This is a genomic window from Catellatospora sp. TT07R-123 (genome assembly GCF_018327705.1).
Classification (GTDB): Bacteria; Actinomycetota; Actinomycetes; order Mycobacteriales; family Micromonosporaceae; genus Catellatospora.
Genome location: NZ_BNEM01000001.1, coordinates 944,266 through 959,929, shown reverse-complemented (window position 1 = coordinate 959,929; position 15,664 = coordinate 944,266). Strand labels below are relative to the sequence as shown.

Here is a 15,664-nt window from a genome sequence, read left to right as displayed (position 1 = left end):
GCGACCAGCCGTGCCCGGGGACCCGGTTCAGGCTTCCAGCCGCCACTGGTAGAGGCTGCCGCCGTCGCGGGTGAACCAGGTGCCGCCGTGAACGGAGTGGAAGGCCGACACGCCGACCGCCGCCGGATACGCGACCTCTCCCAGGACGGTCAGGTCCCCGGCGTCCAGGACGAGGTGGCGGCGGCGGTTCCCGTCCTTGCCCGCCGTCTCCACCAGGACTCTCGCGCGGTCGAGGTAACGGGCGGACGCGACCCACTCGCCGCTGTGGAGGAGGTCCCCGTTCGGCCGGTGTGCGATCACCGTACGCGTCGCGAAGTCATGGACCGAGATCCCGTCGGAGTCGCGGGGGACCGTCACATATGCGTCGCCGTCGGGGTGCAGGGCGGCCAGCGCCCGTGAGACGTCACCGGTGGTGGACACCTGGACGACCCCGTCGTCATGGCTCGCCCAGTAGATGCGGGAGCCGTCCTGCCCCTCGCCGACGTCCAGGCCCATGTGCACGCCGTCGGGGTGGCGGTGGGTCACCGAGCCCGTGGCCTCACAGCCCAGCCACCTGCGTCCGACGATGGAGCCGGTGGCGGCGTCTATCGCCCACCACTGGTCGCCCCACGTCTCAGGCGCACGCCAGCCGCCGCCCGGTGCGTCGCCGTCGCCGTCCTCCTCCTGGTCCTCGTCCTCCTCCTCGTCCTCGTAGAGACCGTCCTCCTCGTCGGATTCGAGTTCGGTCTCCGGCACGGTGGCCCAGACCAGGCTTCCATCCGCCGAGAACTCGCAGGAGCCCGCGTAGGAATAGCCGGTCCCCCAGGGGGTATGGCGAAGCGACCAGAGGACCTCGCCGCGTTCGCCGACGAGGCTGAGGCGATCCCTCCCGCCGACCACGACCCGGGTCAGGTCGGGACTCACCGCGAAGGACGTGACGTCCTCGCCGAGCTCGAAGCTCCGAACAGGGGAGAGCTCCGAGTCCAGTATCCGGAGCACTCCCTGTTCCTGCTGGTACCACCCGCGATCATCCGCCGACCGGACGGGCACTGGCCCCTGGACTTCCCGGCTCGACATCATCTCTGCCCGCATGGCGGCATTATTCACCCGGCTTCTTCGCGCGTCCGATCACGACCCCCGATGCGCACTCCGCTGAGGTCCCGGCGCGGTCGCGGGTTGGGGATCAGCCGTGGGATCGCGTCGGTGGGGCGGGTGGGCGACCCGTTAGGGGCAGGTCACCGCAGCCGCCACAGGTGGTCGGCGGTGCCGCTGTCGTTCCACTGCAGGCAGGTGGCGCCTGCGGCGGTGGACGCGTCCAGCACGCCCAGCACCAGGTTGCTGTTGACGTTGACCAGCCGGAACCGGTCGCCGTCGCCGGTGACCAGGATGCGCCACAGGTGGTCGCGGGTGCCGTTGTCGTTCCACTGCAACGCGGCGGCGCCGCGGGTGGTGGAGGCGTCCTGGATGCCGAGCACCTTGCCGCTGTTCTGGTTGCGGATGCGGAAGGCGCCGTCGGCGTCGGGCACGAACGTCCAGCCGTGGTCGGCGGTGCCAGAGTCGTGCCATTGCAGCGCGGCCGCGCCGTCGGCGCCGTCGGCGCCCTGCACGCCCAGGATCAGGCCGCTGTTGACGTTCTGCAGGCGGACCCAGCCGTCGGGGACGATCTGCCACAGGTGGTCGTCGGTGCCGGTGTCGCCCCACTGGACCAGGGCGGCGCCGCGTGCGGTCGAGCCGCCGTCGACGCCGAGGACCCTGCCGCTGTTGCGGTTGACCAGCTTGACCCAGCCGCCACCGGCGTCGACGAGCTTCCAGTCGTGGTCGGCGGTGCCGTTGTCGTTCCACTGCACGACCGCGGCGCCGTCGGCGGTGGACATGCCGGTGATGCCGAGGACCTTGCCGCTGTTGCGGTTGCGCAGGCGGACGTAGCCCGCTGACGGGACCAGTTCCCACTGGTGGTCGGCGGTGCCGCTGTCGGTCCACTGGAGCGCGGCCGCGCCGTCGGCGACCGACATCGCGTTGACGCCGATGACCAGGCCGCTGCGGTGGTTGCGCAGCCGGACGTAGCCCGAGCGGGCCGGGTTGGTCCAGTACACGGTGCTGTACTGGTTGTGGGTGTCGAAGTAGGGCCGCAGGGTGACGGCCGCCCCGTCGGCGCGGGCGGTGAAGGTCAGCGCGGTGCCGGTCGGGGCGAGCGAGGCGGGGTCGAGTTCGGGCAGGTGCTGGAGCACCTGGGGGCTGGGCGCGGGCGGCGAGCCGGGGTTGGGGCCCTGGCTGAACGCGCCGTACTGCCCGGCGAGCAGGACCGGTCCATAGCTGACCGACTGGACGGCCGGGTCGTCGGGTGCCGAGGTTAGCGCGAGGGCCATCGGCAGCGTCACGGTGATGGTGTCGCCGCCGGCCCAGGTGCGGTTGAGGGTCGCGTACGTGCCCGGGACGGCCGCCTGCGCCGCGCCGTTGACGGTCAGGGTCGCGCCGGTGGCCCACTTCGGGATCCGTACCCGGATGACGGCCGCGCCGGAGCCGCCGATCGTCAGCGTGCTGGTGTTCGCGGCGGGGTAGCCGGTCGTCTGGGTGACGGTCATCCCGGTGGCCGACCAGGTCAGCACCGAGGGGATGAACAGGTTGACGTAGAGGGTGCGGCCGTTGGCGAAGTAGATGGAGTCGTTGAACTTGGCGTAGGTCTCCAGGCTGCTGCCGGTGTCGCACCAGAACGTGCCGTAGTCGTCGTCGTAGACCTTGGCCGCGCCGGGGCGCAGGTCCAGGTAGTAGGTGACGCGGCCGTGCGCGCTGCTGGTGTCCTGCTGCGGCAGGATCTCGTTGTACAGCGCCCACTCGTAGTAGTCCATGTAGTCGGCGCGGTTCGGGTCGAGGAGGAACAGCTCGCGCGTGATCTTCAGCAGGTTGTACACGTTGCAGACCTCGCAGGAGGCCCGTGACAGCCGGTTGGAGATCTGGTCGGGGCCGTGGTAGACCTCGCCGTCGCTGTTGCCGCCGGTGCAGTACGTGTGGTGCTGGATCACGATGTCCCAGTAGTTGCGGGCGATGTCCCAGTAGCGGGCGGTGCCGGTGGCCTGGTACTCCTTGACCGCACCCATGATCTTGGCCATCTGGGTGTTGGCGTGCAGACCGGCGAGCTGGTCCTGTCCGGCGGCGAGCGGGTCGTAGACGCGGGCGTGGTCGAAGCGCTGGGCGACGGTGAGCCAGCGGCTGTCGCCGGTGAGCTGGTAGAGGTTGGCCAGCACCTCGTTCATGCCGCCGAACTCGACGTCGAGGTCGCTCTGCATCTTGGCGTACGAGCGCTGGCCGGTCCACCAGTCGACCCAGTCGGCGACGTTGCGCAGCACCGTCAGCGCCTGGTCGATGCCGAGCAGGCGGTAGGCGTCCAGCAGCCCGGCCATCACCTTGTGGAGGGTGTAGAAGACGACGATGTACTCGCCGCCGTCCATCCGGGTGAAGTAGTTCTCCGGGAAGCCGCCGAGGTAGCCGGTGCGGAATCCGGCGGCGGTGGCGTTGGCCTGGCACTTGGCCAGTTCGGCGACGAGGTAGGCGGCGTTGCCGCGCAGCTGGGTGTCGCCGGTGGCGGCGACGGCGAGCGACGCGCCGGAGAGGTAGTGCCCGGCCATGTGCCCGCGCCAGATCCAGGTCGGGCTCTCCCAGCCGCCGCAGGGCGCCGCACCGAGGGTGGACAGGCCGGCGGTGGCACGGAAGTTGTACAGCAGCCGGTCCATGCTGAGGAACCGCAGGTACGACAGGCGCCGGTTCTGCGCGTCCAGGAACCGGCTCGGGGTGAGGCGGACGGCGCCGGCGGGGAACGGGTAGGCCTGTACGCCGAAGTCCGGCCGGACGTTGGGGACCGGCGCGGCCGCGGCCAGCGCGGTCGCCGGGATCCAGGTGGCGAGGGTGGCGCCGACGGCGGTGCCGGCGGTGAGGCGGAGCAGGTGGCGGCGGTCGATACCGCCGGGTGAACCGGTCATGGTGCGCACTCCCGGGGACGATGTGAGCGCTAACATTCAGTGGTCCAGGGTGACCATTGCCTCGACATACGTCAATGTGTTTCGGAAACGCTTGCCGCCGTTCCCGTCACGTGGCCACGATCCGCCCGTGCCGGCGCCGCGCCGCGAACCCGCCAGCCGGCGCGGTCGTCACGGGATCGTCAGGCCGTACACCGACAGGATCTCGCCGATGGGCTGGTAGTAGGTCGTGCCGCCGGTGGTGCAGTTGCCGGTGCCGCCGGACAGGATGCCCAGCAGGATGCCGCCGGTGGTGTAGAGCGGGCCGCCGCTGTCGCCGTTCTCCGCGCAGATGTTGGTCCGGATCAGACCGGTGACCGTGCCCTCGGCGTAGTTGACGGTGGCGTTCAGCGCGGTCACCGTGCCGCAGCGGACGCCGGTGGTCGCGCCGCTGCGGCAGACCGCCTGGCCGACGTACGCGCTGCCGGTCCCGTACAGCTGGAGCAGGCCGGGGTAGGTGTTGACGGCGCTGGGGTGTTCGAGCTTGCTGGTGTAGCGGATCAGCCCGAAGTCGTTGCTGGGAAAGCTGCTGGCCGTGCGTACGCCGATCGCGATGGTGTGGGCGCTGTCGGTCCACCAGTCGGCGGACGTGTTCGTGCAGTGTCCAGCGGTGATCAGGTAGTAGGTGGTGCCGCGGCGGGCGTTGGCGCCCAGCGAGCAGCGTGCCGTGCTGCCGTAGATCGCGTCGCCGCCGGCCAGCATCGTACGCAGTCGGCCAGGCTCGCGGCGCAGGTCGACGGCGGTTCCGCGCAGGTCGTCGCGCAGGCGCGCGGCCTGCTGCTCGGTGACCGTGTCGTCGAGGGTCACGGTGGTCCGGCCGGTGACCGGGTCGACGGTCCAGGCCGTGCCGGGGGTCTGCGCCAGGGCCGACAGCTGCCGGTGCTGGGGTGCGGGGGCGGCGGCGGCCGAGGTGGCGCTCGCGGTCGCGGCGGCCAGCGCGGCCAGCAGGGCGACGGCGGTTGCGGCGAGGCGGAAGGGGCGGCTCATGGCGTCCTCCAGGCGTTCTCGACAGGGGATAGTCAAGAATCGCATCGACATCCGTCGAACGGCAACGGATGGGGACCTGAACCTCCGATCTGCCGGAGAAGCGTCGAGGACGCGGTTGGTGGAGACCGGGTGCCGGCCCGTCGTCCTGCCGCCGCTTTGCGGTCAGTTCAGGCAGGGCAGCAGGTTCGTCGTGGTGACGTGGATGTCCAGCGAGTCCAGGGTGATCTGGCCGCTGCCGGTGCCGCCGTCGAGGCGTACCGCGGCGTTGATGTTGTCCGGGTGCACCGCCTCCGACGTGCACAGCGTGGACGACAGCGGAGCCTGCACGTACGAGTCGGTGACCCGGTAGTCCTTGGCCGTAGGGCCGACGATGCCGGTCTGCTCCGGCTTGCCGACGATGAGGTCGGGGGAGTGGAGCGTGTCGCCGCGCCATCCGGTCATGCCCGCCGGGACCTGTACGTAGCCGCGATGGTCGATCTTCACCGCCGCCAGCCAGGCCAGCGACCGGGGGATGTGCAGGTTGAGGTTGACCTGGCAGTTCTTGCGCCGCTCGGTCGCGGGCACGCCGGAACCGGTGGACGCGACGAACACGTCGAAGATCAGCGTGGCGGTGGTCCGGTCGGTGCTGATCGAGCTGCCGACGGTGCCGTTCGGGCAGCCGGTGCCGCCGTAGGTGATGCTGCTGATGTAGACGGTGCCCGGGTCGGGACCCGCGGCGTGGCTGACGCCGGGCACGGCCGCGGTGGTGAGCAGCGCGACCGTGCAGGCGAGCAGCAGGCGGGATGGGCGCATCGGAGACTCCCTCGACAGTGGCCGGTCAGGTCCGCATCCTCGCACTCCATCCCAGATACGGACATAGCGACTCACGCCTGCGGGTGAAACCGTGCGCTCCGATTCCTCCGAACGGGGGCGGGTGGGCTGCGCGGTGCTCAGTCCAGGCAGAACTCGTTTCCTTCGACGTCTTGGAGCGTGTAGCAGGACTCGTTCTCCTCGTCGGCGTGCTGGAGCAGCACAGGCGTCGCGCCGAGCGCGATCAGCCGTGCGCCCTCGGCTTCGAGCACGGCCAGGCGCTCGGCGCCCACCAGCCCGGCGCCTGCCCGTACGTCGAGATGCAGCCGGTTCTTGACGACCTTGCCCTCCGGGACGCGCTGGAAGTACAGCCGCGGGCCGGCACCGGTGGGATCGACGCAGGCCGCCCACGCGTCCCGCTGCTCGGGCGGCAGGGCGAGCTGGTAGTCCTCCCAGGTGGCGAACCCGTCCGGCACCGGCGTCAGGACGTATCCGAGCACCTCGCACCAGAACCGGGCGACGCGTCCGGGCTCGCGGCAGTCGAAGGTGACCTGGATCTGCTTGATCGACTTCATCGGCTCACCCTAGAGCAAGCCGGTTGATAGGTCAGGGCAGGATCTCGAGGTAGCCGTCGGTGCCGTGCACCCGGATCCGCTGCCCGTCGCGGATCAGCCGGGTGGCGTCCACGACCCCGACGACGGCGGGCAGGCCGTACTCGCGGGCGATCACCGCGCCGTGGGTCATCAGCCCGCCGACCTCCGTCACCAGGCCCGCGACGGCGACGAACAGGGGCGTCCAGCTGGGATCGGTATGCGCCGTGACCAGGATGTCGCCCGGTTCGAGATCGGCCTTGGCCAAGTCGAGGACGACCCGGGCCCGCCCCTCGACGGTCCCGGCGGAGACCGGCAGGCCGACCAGCGCACCGTCCGGCAGGTCGTCGCGCCGGTACGTCCCGGTGACGGCCTCGCCGTCCGAGGTGAGCACCCGGGGCGGCGTCAGCGTCTCGTACCAACGGAACTCCTCCCGGCGCCGGTCGATCAGCTCGTCGTCCACGCGGTTCGTGCGTACGACGTCGTGGAGCTCCTGGAACGTGAGGTAAAAGATGTCGTCCGCCGCCCGGAGCACCCCGGCCCGCACGAGGCGCCCGGCCTCTGCCAGCAGGGCCTGCTTGTACACGAAGTAGCGGCTGACCATGCCGTACTTCGGATACTCCCGGTACCCGATGAAGGTCCGGACCCGGTCGATCCGTCGCTTGGTCTCCTCCGCCTTGTCCTGCCCGTCCGGCAGGGCCCGCAGCCGGGCCAGCAGCTCCTGCTCCCGCTGCCAGGCCTCCTGCCGCCCCCGCTCGAACCGCCGCTCGCCGGCCCCGGGCCCGAAGTTGCGGACGTTGCCGAGGATCATGGGCAGGAGCGTGGCGGGGCGCTCGCGCCACCGGGGCCGGGTGATGTCGATCTCGCCGACGCAGCGCATGCCGTACCGGTCGAGCCAGGTCTCGATCGCCTCCCGCGCCTGCTGCCCGCCCGCGAGCTTCGGCAGCTCGTCGAGGAAGCCGTCGCCATCGGTGTGCCGCAGGAACTCCACCACGTCCGGAAGCGGACGGATCACGTCGGCGACGCCCAGCAGCGCCAGCCCCATCTCGGACGTGACGTTGTGGGGCACGGACTGGGTGAGCACGTCGGCCGCGTTCTTCTCGCCCAGCCACGCCTCCAGCTGCTCGTTCAACCACCAGGTCGCCTCCATCGCCGACATGAAGACCTGGTGGCTGCGCGGATCGAACAGAATCCGCCGCAGCTCCTGGATGTCGGCCAGGATGAAGTCGAGCAGCGCGGTCCCGGACTTCGTACGGATCTCCTGGGCCGTGGCGGCGACGGACGCCTCACTCTGCCCGATCAGCTCGGTGACGACGGCCGGATCGGTCTCGATCGCGGCCGGGGTGCTCCCGAACAGCGGCCTGGGGGCGCCCTCGTCGGCCAGCGGCCGGATGAAGCCGTCGCGGTCGAGGACGCTCTGCAGCGCGTCCCGCATCAGCGGGTCGGCCTTGCCCATCAGCTCCAGGAATCCCGTGCGGGCCGTCGCCGAGGCCAGCCGCTGGGTGACGTCGACGAACAGGCGGCCGCCGGCCTCGGCCATGGGCGCGGGCGTCGTCATCTGCCAGAAGGACAGTCCCAGGGGCTTCATGGCGTCGGTCATCATCTGCTGGTGGCCGACCGAGACGTAGACGCGGTTCGCCCGGTCGGCGGCCTCGGGGACGGGGAACAGCGTGGTGATCGGTCGGCTCTGGACGATCTGGAATCCGTGGTCGGTCAGGCACCATTCGATGTCCTGCGGACGGCCGAAGTGCGCCTCGATCCGCCGGCCGAGCTGTGCCAGCTGCACGACCTGCGCGTCGGTCAGGGCCGGCTGCCGCTGCCGCTCGGGCTCGACCGCCACGTCGCGCGTGCCGCCGCCCGGCACGGCGAGGACGGCGAGCTGCTTGGCTCCGATCGTCCTGGCGACGACCTCGCCGTCGCGCACCCGGTAGACGTCGGGGTTCACCAGGCCGGAGACGAGGGCCTCGCCGAGACCGTACCCGGCCTCCACCGAGGTCACCGTCCGGTTCGAGGTGACGGGGTCGGCGGTGAACATGATGCCCGCCGCCCGGGGGAGGACCATCTGCTGCACGACCACGGCCATGTGGACCGTGCGGTGGTCGATGCCGTTGCGCTGGCGGTAGGTGACCGCCCGCTCGGTGAACAGCGACGCCCAGCACCTGCTGACATGCTGCAGGACCGCCGCCGGGCCCACCACGTTCAGGTACGTGTCCTGCTGCCCGGCGAAGGAGGCCGTCGGCAGGTCCTCCGCCGTCGCGCTGGACCGGACGGCGCAGGCGACCTGCCCGCCGAGCTCGGCCAGGGCGCGGGTGACCGCCTGCGTGAGGTCGTCCGGGACGGCGATCGCGGCGACGGCCTGCCGGATCTCGGCGCTGACCGTGCGGATCGCGTCGCGGTCGTCCGGGTCCAGGCCCGCCAGCTCGTCGAGTCGGCTTTCGAGCGACGGCGCCGCCCCCATGATCCGCCGGAAGGCGGCTGTCGTCACGCAGAAGCCGGGCGGCACGGTCACGCCGGCGATCCGGGACAGCGCCCCGAGGTTGGCGCCCTTGCCGCCGACCGCGCCGAGGTGCGTCTCGTCGACCTCGTGCAGATCCCATACGTACTGCTCGCTCACCGCGACACCTCCAAGGTCGACGATTCTGCTGCACGACCCCGGTCTTGCGGCAAGTACCCCAGTTTGCTATATGTTAGAAGTGGCAGGGAGAGTGATCTCCTTGCCTTTGCTTTCGGGGGTCTGCCGCAGACCGATGGTGGGCGCCGTCTTCTCGCCCCGCGAGGTGGCGCCGAGCTGGGTCACGGTCTAGGGTCGGCTGATGTCGATCATGCCGGAGTTCCGGGGCACGCTGCTGGTCATGCAGGGCGACGAGGTGCTCGCCGACGTCGTCGCAGCGGGCCATACCCCCGGCACCCGCTTCCAGATCGCTTCGGTGAGCAAGCAGTTCACCGCCGCGGCGGTGCTGCTGCTGGCCCAGCGCGGCCTGCTGCGCCTGGACGACCGCATCGGCCGCTGGATCGACGGCTGCCCTGCCTCGTGGGACGGCATCACGCTGCACCACCTGCTCGCGCACACCTCCGGGCTCGGGCACTGGAACGAGTACCCGATGATCGATCTGTTCCGGCCCCTGCCACCACCTGAGCTGCTGGCGGCGTTCGGCCAGGTGCCGCCGTTGTCGGCCCCCGGCGACCGCTGGCACTACAGCAGCCCGGGATACGTCCTGCTGGCGCACGTCGTGGCGCGGGCCGCCGACCGGCCCTACCGCGACGTGCTCGCGCGCGAGTTCTTCGAGCCGCTGGGGATGGCCGACACGTTCGTCGGATCTCCCGGCGACCGGTCGGCCCTCGCCCAGGGCCACGGCCCCGACGGTGAGCCGGTGCCCTCGTACGAGCTGGACGTCGTCGCGATGGGTGCCGGTGACGTCTGGTCGACCACCGGGGACCTGATCCGCTGGCTCGACGGCCTCCGGGCCGGGCGGCTGCTCGACGCCCGGCACCTCGGCCTGATGCTCGCCGAGCACGCGGCGACCGGCCACGAGCCGGACTCGCGCGGGTACGGCTACGGCTGCTTCGTCGGCTCCTTCAACGGCGAGCAGTGGTTCCACCACAGCGGCGGGAACTCCGGCTTCCGCTCGTTCGCGGCCTGCCTGCCCGCCTCGGACCGCCGCATCGTGGTGCTCAGCGACTCCGAGGCCATGGACGGGGCGGTCCTCAACGAGCTGCTCGCCGCCGCGTTCGGCTGACGGCCGCGCAGTTCAGCGGTGGTCCAGGGCCGACCTGGCCAGGGCTGCGGCGCGCTCGGTCAACGGCAGCACCGGTTCCAGCACCTCGGCGTTGCGCCGCCACTTGTCCGGCCGCGGCGCCGAGATCGTCCACGCCGACAGCGGCAGCTCGCCACCGGTCAGCTGCCGGTCGTAGGGCCAGCCGAGGAACGAGCAGATCCGGGCCGTCTCGGCGGTCGGCTCGTCGACCAGCCGCCGGTAGTCGGTGGCCAGCCACTGGTGCGGGTCGAGCCCGGCCAGGTCCGCGAGCAGGATCTCCGTGGTGGTGGCCCACTGCGTCGCGGCGATCTCGGCGACGGGGCGGCCGATCAGCTCGCGCCAGCCGGGCACGAGCATGAACGACCACGGCAGCCCGGTCCAGCCGGGCAGGTCCGGGTAGGTGACGCAGCGGCCGGTCAGCCAGCCCTCCAGCATGCTGCTGATCGTCTCCGCCGGGTCGCGGTGCAGGTAGATGAAGCGCGCGTCCGGGAACGCCGCGGCCAGGAACGGCAGCCGCAGGGCGTTGCGGGGCGTCTTCTCCAGCAGGGTGGGCTGGTCGTGCGGGCCTGGCCGGCGCCCGTCGCGGTCGTGCCACAGCTCCTGGAATCCGGCGCTGAGCCGGGCGACGACCTGCGGCGTGGCGTCGGCCGCGGTGAGCCGGCTGGACTCCCAGCCCCGGTCGCGCGCCCGCAGCGGCTCGATCGCCTCGATGACGGCGTGGCTCTCGCCGCCGATCGTCCACGCCCGCGGCGACTGTGCGAGCACCTCGAACAGCAGGGTGCTGCCTGCCCGGGGCGTGGACATGATGAACACGGGTCTCTCCAGCATTCTGTTAACATATCTTTAAAACATTTCGATGTATCGAACTCTGAGGTGCCCGTGGACACCGCACAGGTCATCGACCCCGACCGCCTCCTCGCCGATGCCGGCCGCGACCTCGACCTCGCCGACTTCGGCCCGCCCCACTTCCGCACCGGCCTGCGCCAGCTCGCCCACAGCCTCGACGACGACCGCACCCTGACCCGCGCGGGCCGCGACCAGGCCCGCGAATTCGTCCTCGCGCCCCTGCGCAACCGCCTGCTGCTGGCCCGCCAGGCCGCCCGGCACCCCGAGATCGCCGCCATCCCGCTCGCCGACCCCGTCTTCGTCCTCGGCGGGCCCCGCAGCGGCACCACCCTGCTGCACCGCCTGCTCGCCGAGCACCCCGCGCTGCACGCACCCCGGTTCTGGGAACTCACCCGGCCCGCCACCCCGGACGGCACGACCGCCGACGACCTGATCCGCGACACCGAACGCGGGCTCGCGGCCCTCTACCGGCAGGCACCGGCGTTCCGCACCATCCACGCCACTGCGGCGCGGGACCCGGAGGAGTGCACCTGGCTGCTGGCCACCGAGATGGCCAGCATGGTGTTCAGCGTCAACTTCGACATCCCCGGGTACACGACGTGGCTGCTGGCGCAGGACCTGACCGAGGCATACCGGGGGCACCGCCGCCAGCTCCAGCACCTGCTGTGGCGCCGCCCGGCGGCGGGCACGCTGCTGCTCAAGGATCCCTATCACGGGCTGTGGCTGCCGGCGGTCGACCGCGTCTACCCTCGGGCGCGCTACCTGTTCCTGCGTCGCGACCCGGTGACCGTCACCGCGTCACTGGCGAACCTGGTGCGGACCCTGCGCCAGGTCACCCACGACCGGACCGACCCGGACGCGGTCGAGGCCGAGTCCGGCCGCCTGGTCACCGCGCTCACCGCCAGGCAGGAACCGCTGCGCCGGATACCGACGGTGGCCGGGCGCACCCTGGAGATCGACTACGACGAGCTGGTCGCCGCACCGGACCGGGTCGTGGCAGGCGTCCTGGACTTCCTGGGGCTGGCCGTCGACGCCCTCTGCCGCACCGCGCCGGACGGCGGCCGCTGACCGGCCTGGTGATCGGGCCGTGACCGGGCCGTCGGCGGACGAACGCCGATTCGTACGGGTGTACGCTGAAGGTGAAACCCCGTGATCGTCGGTACCGCGGCAGGCAGTCGTCCGCAGCGTTGAGTCGACGACGGGCACGGCATCCGCACCCTGCGGTCTACTGCGGGCCACCAGCGTCACGCTCCTGGTTCTCCAGAGACGGCTCGGCCGGCTCTGATTGCCGACACCGAGGAGCGACATGACCGGCATCCGCCTTCCGGCACCACCACCTGTAGTCCCCGCCTACGTCACCCAGCGCGTGCATGAGGTGCGGGCCCGCCAGCTGCTGGACGAACTCGGACCCGAATTCGCCGCGGGCTCCGTGCGGGTCCTGGTCGACGACGACCTCGTCGTCGTACACGGCACCGACGACAGCGGGGTCCGCGCCGGCTTCGACATCTTCCAGATCGTCGACGGTGCCTTCGCCGACCGCTGGTCGGCCCACCAGCCGGTCGTCGCCGACACTGCCAGCGGGCACAGCCAGACCGACGGCAGCGCCGAGATCACCAGACCGGGGCAGAGCGCCCGCAGCGGCAGGCTGGTCGAATACATGGTCGACACCATCCTCATCGGCGGCAGGCACCACCGGCTGCCGCACTTCTTCAGCTCGCACCTGATCCAGCACGATCCGCTGGTCGACAACGGCCTCCAGGCCATGGCAGACAGCTGGCGATCCAACCAGACCGTCTACAGCCGCCGCCTGATCACCGTCGCCGATGGAGAGTTCGTGCTCACGGTGACCGTGGGCACCGAGCGCCGAGCGCCGAGGGTGTTCTACGACCTGTTTCGGGTCGATCGCGGAATGATCGTCGAGCGCTGGAACGTCGTCACCGTGACGCCACCGCGGTTGCCTGAGCGCGCTGCGGCGCCGGCGGTCCAGGACTCGCCATGACCGCGCGTATCGGCCCCCCGGACCTCATGGGCATGGTCCCCACCTCAGCGCAACATGACGAGCGGCTGCGTATCGAACCGACACACACCACGGCGGGGATGCTGGACGGCGGATGGTGGCCCCACTCGACGGACCCGGCCGAAGCACTGCCCGGCCTGGTGCTGGCGATCGACCTGATCCGGGGGCCGATCGTGCGGTTCGTGCTCGGCGCCGACGGCTGGAGACGACACCCGGAGCACGTCCACGTCGGCGGCCGCCGGATAGAAGTCGTGTATTCGGCCAGCCAGCCGGCCAGTCTGCTCACCGCGCGGTGTACGGGCGGAGGGCGGGTCGACCTGCTGGTCGTGTCGCCGTACATGCCGGGGGACATGGCTGCCAGGTCCCTGCTGCGGGCGGCGCAGGCGGGCAACCGTGTGACCGCACCCCTGGCCGCAGGGGTAGGCTAGAAGTGCCGCTCTGGACCTCGGTGGCCGTGTCGGACAGCGCACCCGCCGCCTGAAGTAGTGCCGAGCGTGGAACCCCGGCATCACGAACTGCCAGAGCAGACGCCGCCCGCTGACCGTGCAACCTTGCTCGCACATCAGCCAGAGGACGGTCGATCATGCAGACCACCGGCAACCCCACCACATACCCGACCCGCCAGGCCGAAGGCTCTGCTGCGAGGTTGGTGCTGGCGCGGCAGCACGTCGACCGCGCGGTTCTCGACGGCGGGTGGTGGCCCCGTACGCGGGATCCGGCCGCCGAGGTGCCTGCCCTGGTCGCAGCACTGACTCAGCGGTACGGCCCGATCCGCCACGTCATGCTCAACAGCGCCGCGTGGGCAGACCGGCCGCGGCGCCTCGCGGCAGGCACCCGAGAGATTCGCATGGGGTGGTTCTCATCCCAGGACCCGGCGCTGGCGATCGCGATCACCACCACAGATGATCAACTGGACCTGCTCGTGGTCCCACCGGCGACATCACCTGCGGACGCCGGACGGGCGATGGCGGCCGCCGCCGACCCGGACGTGTTCACGTCCGCCGCCGGCATCCTCGCGGCGCTGCCCGCATCCGAACCTGGATCCGAACCTGCGGGTGCCGACCCGGAATCAATCGGAGTCTGGGACGACGAGGGCGGGCATGCCTCAGGCAGCCCTCGTATGCCTGAGGCGGCCGCCCTTCCGGCGGCTGCCGTCGCCGCGGTCATGCCATGATCGACGAGCGGGTCATGCGGGTCTGGGCGCAGGTCGGCAAGCACACCCACGGCGCCAGCGTGACCGTGGCGGACATCTGCGCCGCCGCAGTGGCCGGAGTCGGCGTGGACGGAGCCGCGGTGACCCTCGCGACAGGCACGTCGACGGTACGCCGGACTGTACACGCCACCGACCGGATCGCCCTCGAACTCGAGCAGCGGCAGTCGGTCTTCGGGCAGGGACCCGGTGTCGACGTCTGCGCCACCGGCGGCCCGGTGTTCGCGGTCGATCTCGCCGCACCGGCCGAGCAGGCCCGCTGGCCGGCTTTCGCCCGTGCCGCGCTCGCCAGGGGCGTGCGAGCGGTGTTCGCCCTGCCCATGCAGGTCGGCGCCATCCGGTTGGGGGTCGTGGACCTCCACCGGGCCGGGCCGGGGCTGATGAGCCCGTACGAACTCGCCGACGCGCTGGCGTTCGCCGACAGCGCCGCGCTGCTGCTGCTCGACACGGCGGCGGGCGCACCCGCCGACACCGCCGAACTGGCCTGGCAACGCGAGGAGTCGAGCGCCTACAGTGCCGAGGTCCACCAGGCGACAGGCATGCTCGCCGTACGGCTGGGAATCACCGCGGGGTCGGCCCTCGCGCGCCTGCGCGCCGATGCCGTCGCCTGTGGCCGGGGTCTCGGCGACCTCGCGTACGACGTCATCGAAGGCGGCCGCGGCGGCGACACCGCCCGTCAGATAGCGGTCCTGGCCCAGGACGCCGACCGCCTCGAATATGCCGCGCTCGCGGCTCATGGCCGGGGACGGCCGTGAGGAGGGCGGGAGCCGTGAGAGCGACGGACGCAGACTCGTTCGCGGAGCTGGCCGATGCCCTCGTCGGCGATGTCGACCCGATGCAGTTCCTGCAGCAGGTCGCGGTCACCTGTGTGAGTGTGCTGGGCGGCGCGGCTGCGGGGGTGCTCCTGAGCGACCAGCGCGGCGGCCTGCGCGTGGCGGCCGCCTCCTCAGAACAGGCCCTGGAGCTGCTGCAACGGCATTCCGACGAGGGTCCTTCCCTGGAGTGCTTCCGCACCGGCCGACCGGTCGCCGTGGCTGATCTGGCCGCCTGCGCCGACCGCTGGACGGGATTCGCCGCGCAGGCTCGTAGCAGGGGTTTCGCCTCGGCGCTCGCCGTACCCATGCGGTGGTGCGCCGACCTCGTCGGCGTGCTGACGGTGTACGGCAGTCAGCCGGTGGTTCGCGACGCAGGCGCATTGCGACTTGGCCAGGCCCTCGCGGACATGGCCACGATCGGGCTCCTGCAGACCAGGTCGACCCGTCTGCGCGAAACGGTCGTCGAGCGGATGCAGGCGACGATCAACAACCGCATCATCGTAGAACAGGCCAAAGGCGTCATCGCCGAGCGCCTCCACCTCGACATGGACCGCTCCTTCGCGCTGCTGCGCGACACTGCCAGCCGGGACAGCCGACGGCTGTCCGATCTTGCCCGCGTCGTCGTCGACGGATCGGAGCAGGCAGGCTGACCAACCGGCCCGAGCC

General features: G+C 71.4%; 14 protein-coding genes. 7 read left to right on the top strand and 7 right to left on the bottom strand.

Features of this window, described 5'->3' with window-relative positions:
* Nucleotides 1–27: 27 nt before the first annotated feature.
* The 6 genes from Cs7R123_RS04030 to rph form a co-directional block, all read right to left on the bottom strand.
* Nucleotides 28–978, bottom strand: a complete 951-nt coding sequence (locus tag Cs7R123_RS04030; RefSeq protein ID WP_212823493.1) for a hypothetical protein — start codon at nucleotides 976–978, stop codon at nucleotides 28–30.
* Nucleotides 979–1,214: 236 nt separating this feature from the next.
* Nucleotides 1,215–3,953, bottom strand: a complete 2,739-nt coding sequence (locus Cs7R123_RS04025) for a beta-L-arabinofuranosidase domain-containing protein (RefSeq protein ID WP_212823492.1) — start codon at nucleotides 3,951–3,953, stop codon at nucleotides 1,215–1,217.
* Between the two features lie 168 nt (nucleotides 3,954–4,121).
* Nucleotides 4,122–4,976, bottom strand: a complete 855-nt coding sequence (locus tag Cs7R123_RS04020; protein WP_212823491.1) for a S1 family peptidase — start codon at nucleotides 4,974–4,976, stop codon at nucleotides 4,122–4,124.
* Between the two features lie 162 nt (nucleotides 4,977–5,138).
* Nucleotides 5,139–5,768 (bottom strand): DUF4360 domain-containing protein, encoded by a 630-nt coding sequence (locus tag Cs7R123_RS04015; RefSeq protein ID WP_212823490.1) that lies wholly within the window; start codon nucleotides 5,766–5,768, stop codon nucleotides 5,139–5,141.
* Between the two features lie 137 nt (nucleotides 5,769–5,905).
* Nucleotides 5,906–6,340 carry a VOC family protein gene (locus Cs7R123_RS04010; protein WP_212823489.1) on the bottom strand — a complete coding sequence of 145 codons (435 nt, stop codon included), beginning with the start codon at nucleotides 6,338–6,340 and terminating at the stop codon, nucleotides 5,906–5,908.
* 31 nt (nucleotides 6,341–6,371) lie between these two features.
* Complete coding sequence (gene rph, locus Cs7R123_RS04005; RefSeq protein ID WP_212823487.1) at nucleotides 6,372–8,969, bottom strand: rifamycin-inactivating phosphotransferase; 2,598 nt, start codon at nucleotides 8,967–8,969, stop codon at nucleotides 6,372–6,374.
* A gap of 199 nt (nucleotides 8,970–9,168) precedes the next feature.
* Between rph and Cs7R123_RS04000 the strand changes: the two genes are divergently transcribed.
* Nucleotides 9,169–10,092, top strand: coding sequence for a serine hydrolase (locus Cs7R123_RS04000; RefSeq protein ID WP_244871599.1), 924 nt, complete (start codon nucleotides 9,169–9,171; stop codon nucleotides 10,090–10,092).
* Nucleotides 10,093–10,104: 12 nt separating this feature from the next.
* Here Cs7R123_RS04000 and Cs7R123_RS03995 read toward each other — a convergent pair whose 3' ends face one another.
* Nucleotides 10,105–10,938 carry a sulfotransferase gene (locus Cs7R123_RS03995; RefSeq protein ID WP_212823485.1) on the bottom strand — a complete coding sequence of 278 codons (834 nt, stop codon included), beginning with the start codon at nucleotides 10,936–10,938 and terminating at the stop codon, nucleotides 10,105–10,107.
* 51 nt (nucleotides 10,939–10,989) lie between these two features.
* Between Cs7R123_RS03995 and Cs7R123_RS03990 the strand changes: the two genes are divergently transcribed.
* From Cs7R123_RS03990 to Cs7R123_RS03965, 6 genes are all read left to right on the top strand, one after another.
* Complete coding sequence (locus Cs7R123_RS03990) at nucleotides 10,990–12,024, top strand: sulfotransferase (RefSeq protein ID WP_212823483.1); 1,035 nt, start codon at nucleotides 10,990–10,992, stop codon at nucleotides 12,022–12,024.
* A 238-nt stretch (nucleotides 12,025–12,262) separates the two neighbouring features.
* Entirely contained in the window at nucleotides 12,263–12,955 is a 693-nt protein-coding gene (locus Cs7R123_RS03985) for a hypothetical protein (protein ID WP_212823481.1), read from the top strand.
* Complete coding sequence (locus tag Cs7R123_RS03980) at nucleotides 12,952–13,401, top strand: DUF5994 family protein (protein ID WP_212823480.1); 450 nt, start codon at nucleotides 12,952–12,954, stop codon at nucleotides 13,399–13,401. The genes Cs7R123_RS03985 and Cs7R123_RS03980 overlap by 4 nt, the downstream gene beginning before the upstream one ends.
* 155 nt (nucleotides 13,402–13,556) lie before the next feature.
* Nucleotides 13,557–14,147 (top strand): DUF5994 family protein, encoded by a 591-nt coding sequence (locus Cs7R123_RS03975; protein WP_212823479.1) that lies wholly within the window; start codon nucleotides 13,557–13,559, stop codon nucleotides 14,145–14,147.
* On the top strand, nucleotides 14,144–14,938 hold the full coding sequence (locus Cs7R123_RS03970; RefSeq protein ID WP_212823478.1) for an ANTAR domain-containing protein: 795 nt from the start codon (nucleotides 14,144–14,146) through the stop codon (nucleotides 14,936–14,938). Before Cs7R123_RS03975 ends, Cs7R123_RS03970 begins: the two co-directional genes overlap by 4 nt.
* A gap of 14 nt (nucleotides 14,939–14,952) precedes the next feature.
* Nucleotides 14,953–15,648, top strand: a complete 696-nt coding sequence (locus tag Cs7R123_RS03965) for a GAF and ANTAR domain-containing protein (protein WP_212823477.1) — start codon at nucleotides 14,953–14,955, stop codon at nucleotides 15,646–15,648.
* Nucleotides 15,649–15,664 lie beyond the last annotated feature (16 nt).

Excerpts from the sequence above, each read along its gene's own strand:
- Cs7R123_RS04020 (WP_212823491.1), bottom strand. The coding sequence starts at position 4,976 with ATGAGCCGCCCCTTCCGCCTCGCCGCAACCGCCGTCGCCCTGCTGGCC.
- Cs7R123_RS04010 (WP_212823489.1), bottom strand. The coding sequence starts at position 6,340 with ATGAAGTCGATCAAGCAGATCCAGGTCACCTTCGACTGCCGCGAGCCC.
- Cs7R123_RS03980 (WP_212823480.1), top strand. The coding sequence starts at position 12,952 with ATGACCGCGCGTATCGGCCCCCCGGACCTCATGGGCATGGTCCCCACC.
- Cs7R123_RS04015 (WP_212823490.1), bottom strand. The coding sequence starts at position 5,768 with ATGCGCCCATCCCGCCTGCTGCTCGCCTGCACGGTCGCGCTGCTCACC.
- Cs7R123_RS04025 (WP_212823492.1), bottom strand. The coding sequence starts at position 3,953 with ATGACCGGTTCACCCGGCGGTATCGACCGCCGCCACCTGCTCCGCCTC.
- Cs7R123_RS03985 (WP_212823481.1), top strand. The coding sequence starts at position 12,263 with ATGACCGGCATCCGCCTTCCGGCACCACCACCTGTAGTCCCCGCCTAC.
- Cs7R123_RS03975 (WP_212823479.1), top strand. The coding sequence starts at position 13,557 with ATGCAGACCACCGGCAACCCCACCACATACCCGACCCGCCAGGCCGAA.
- Cs7R123_RS03970 (WP_212823478.1), top strand. The coding sequence starts at position 14,144 with ATGATCGACGAGCGGGTCATGCGGGTCTGGGCGCAGGTCGGCAAGCAC.
- Cs7R123_RS04000 (WP_244871599.1), top strand. The coding sequence starts at position 9,169 with ATGTCGATCATGCCGGAGTTCCGGGGCACGCTGCTGGTCATGCAGGGC.
- Cs7R123_RS03995 (WP_212823485.1), bottom strand. The coding sequence starts at position 10,938 with ATGCTGGAGAGACCCGTGTTCATCATGTCCACGCCCCGGGCAGGCAGC.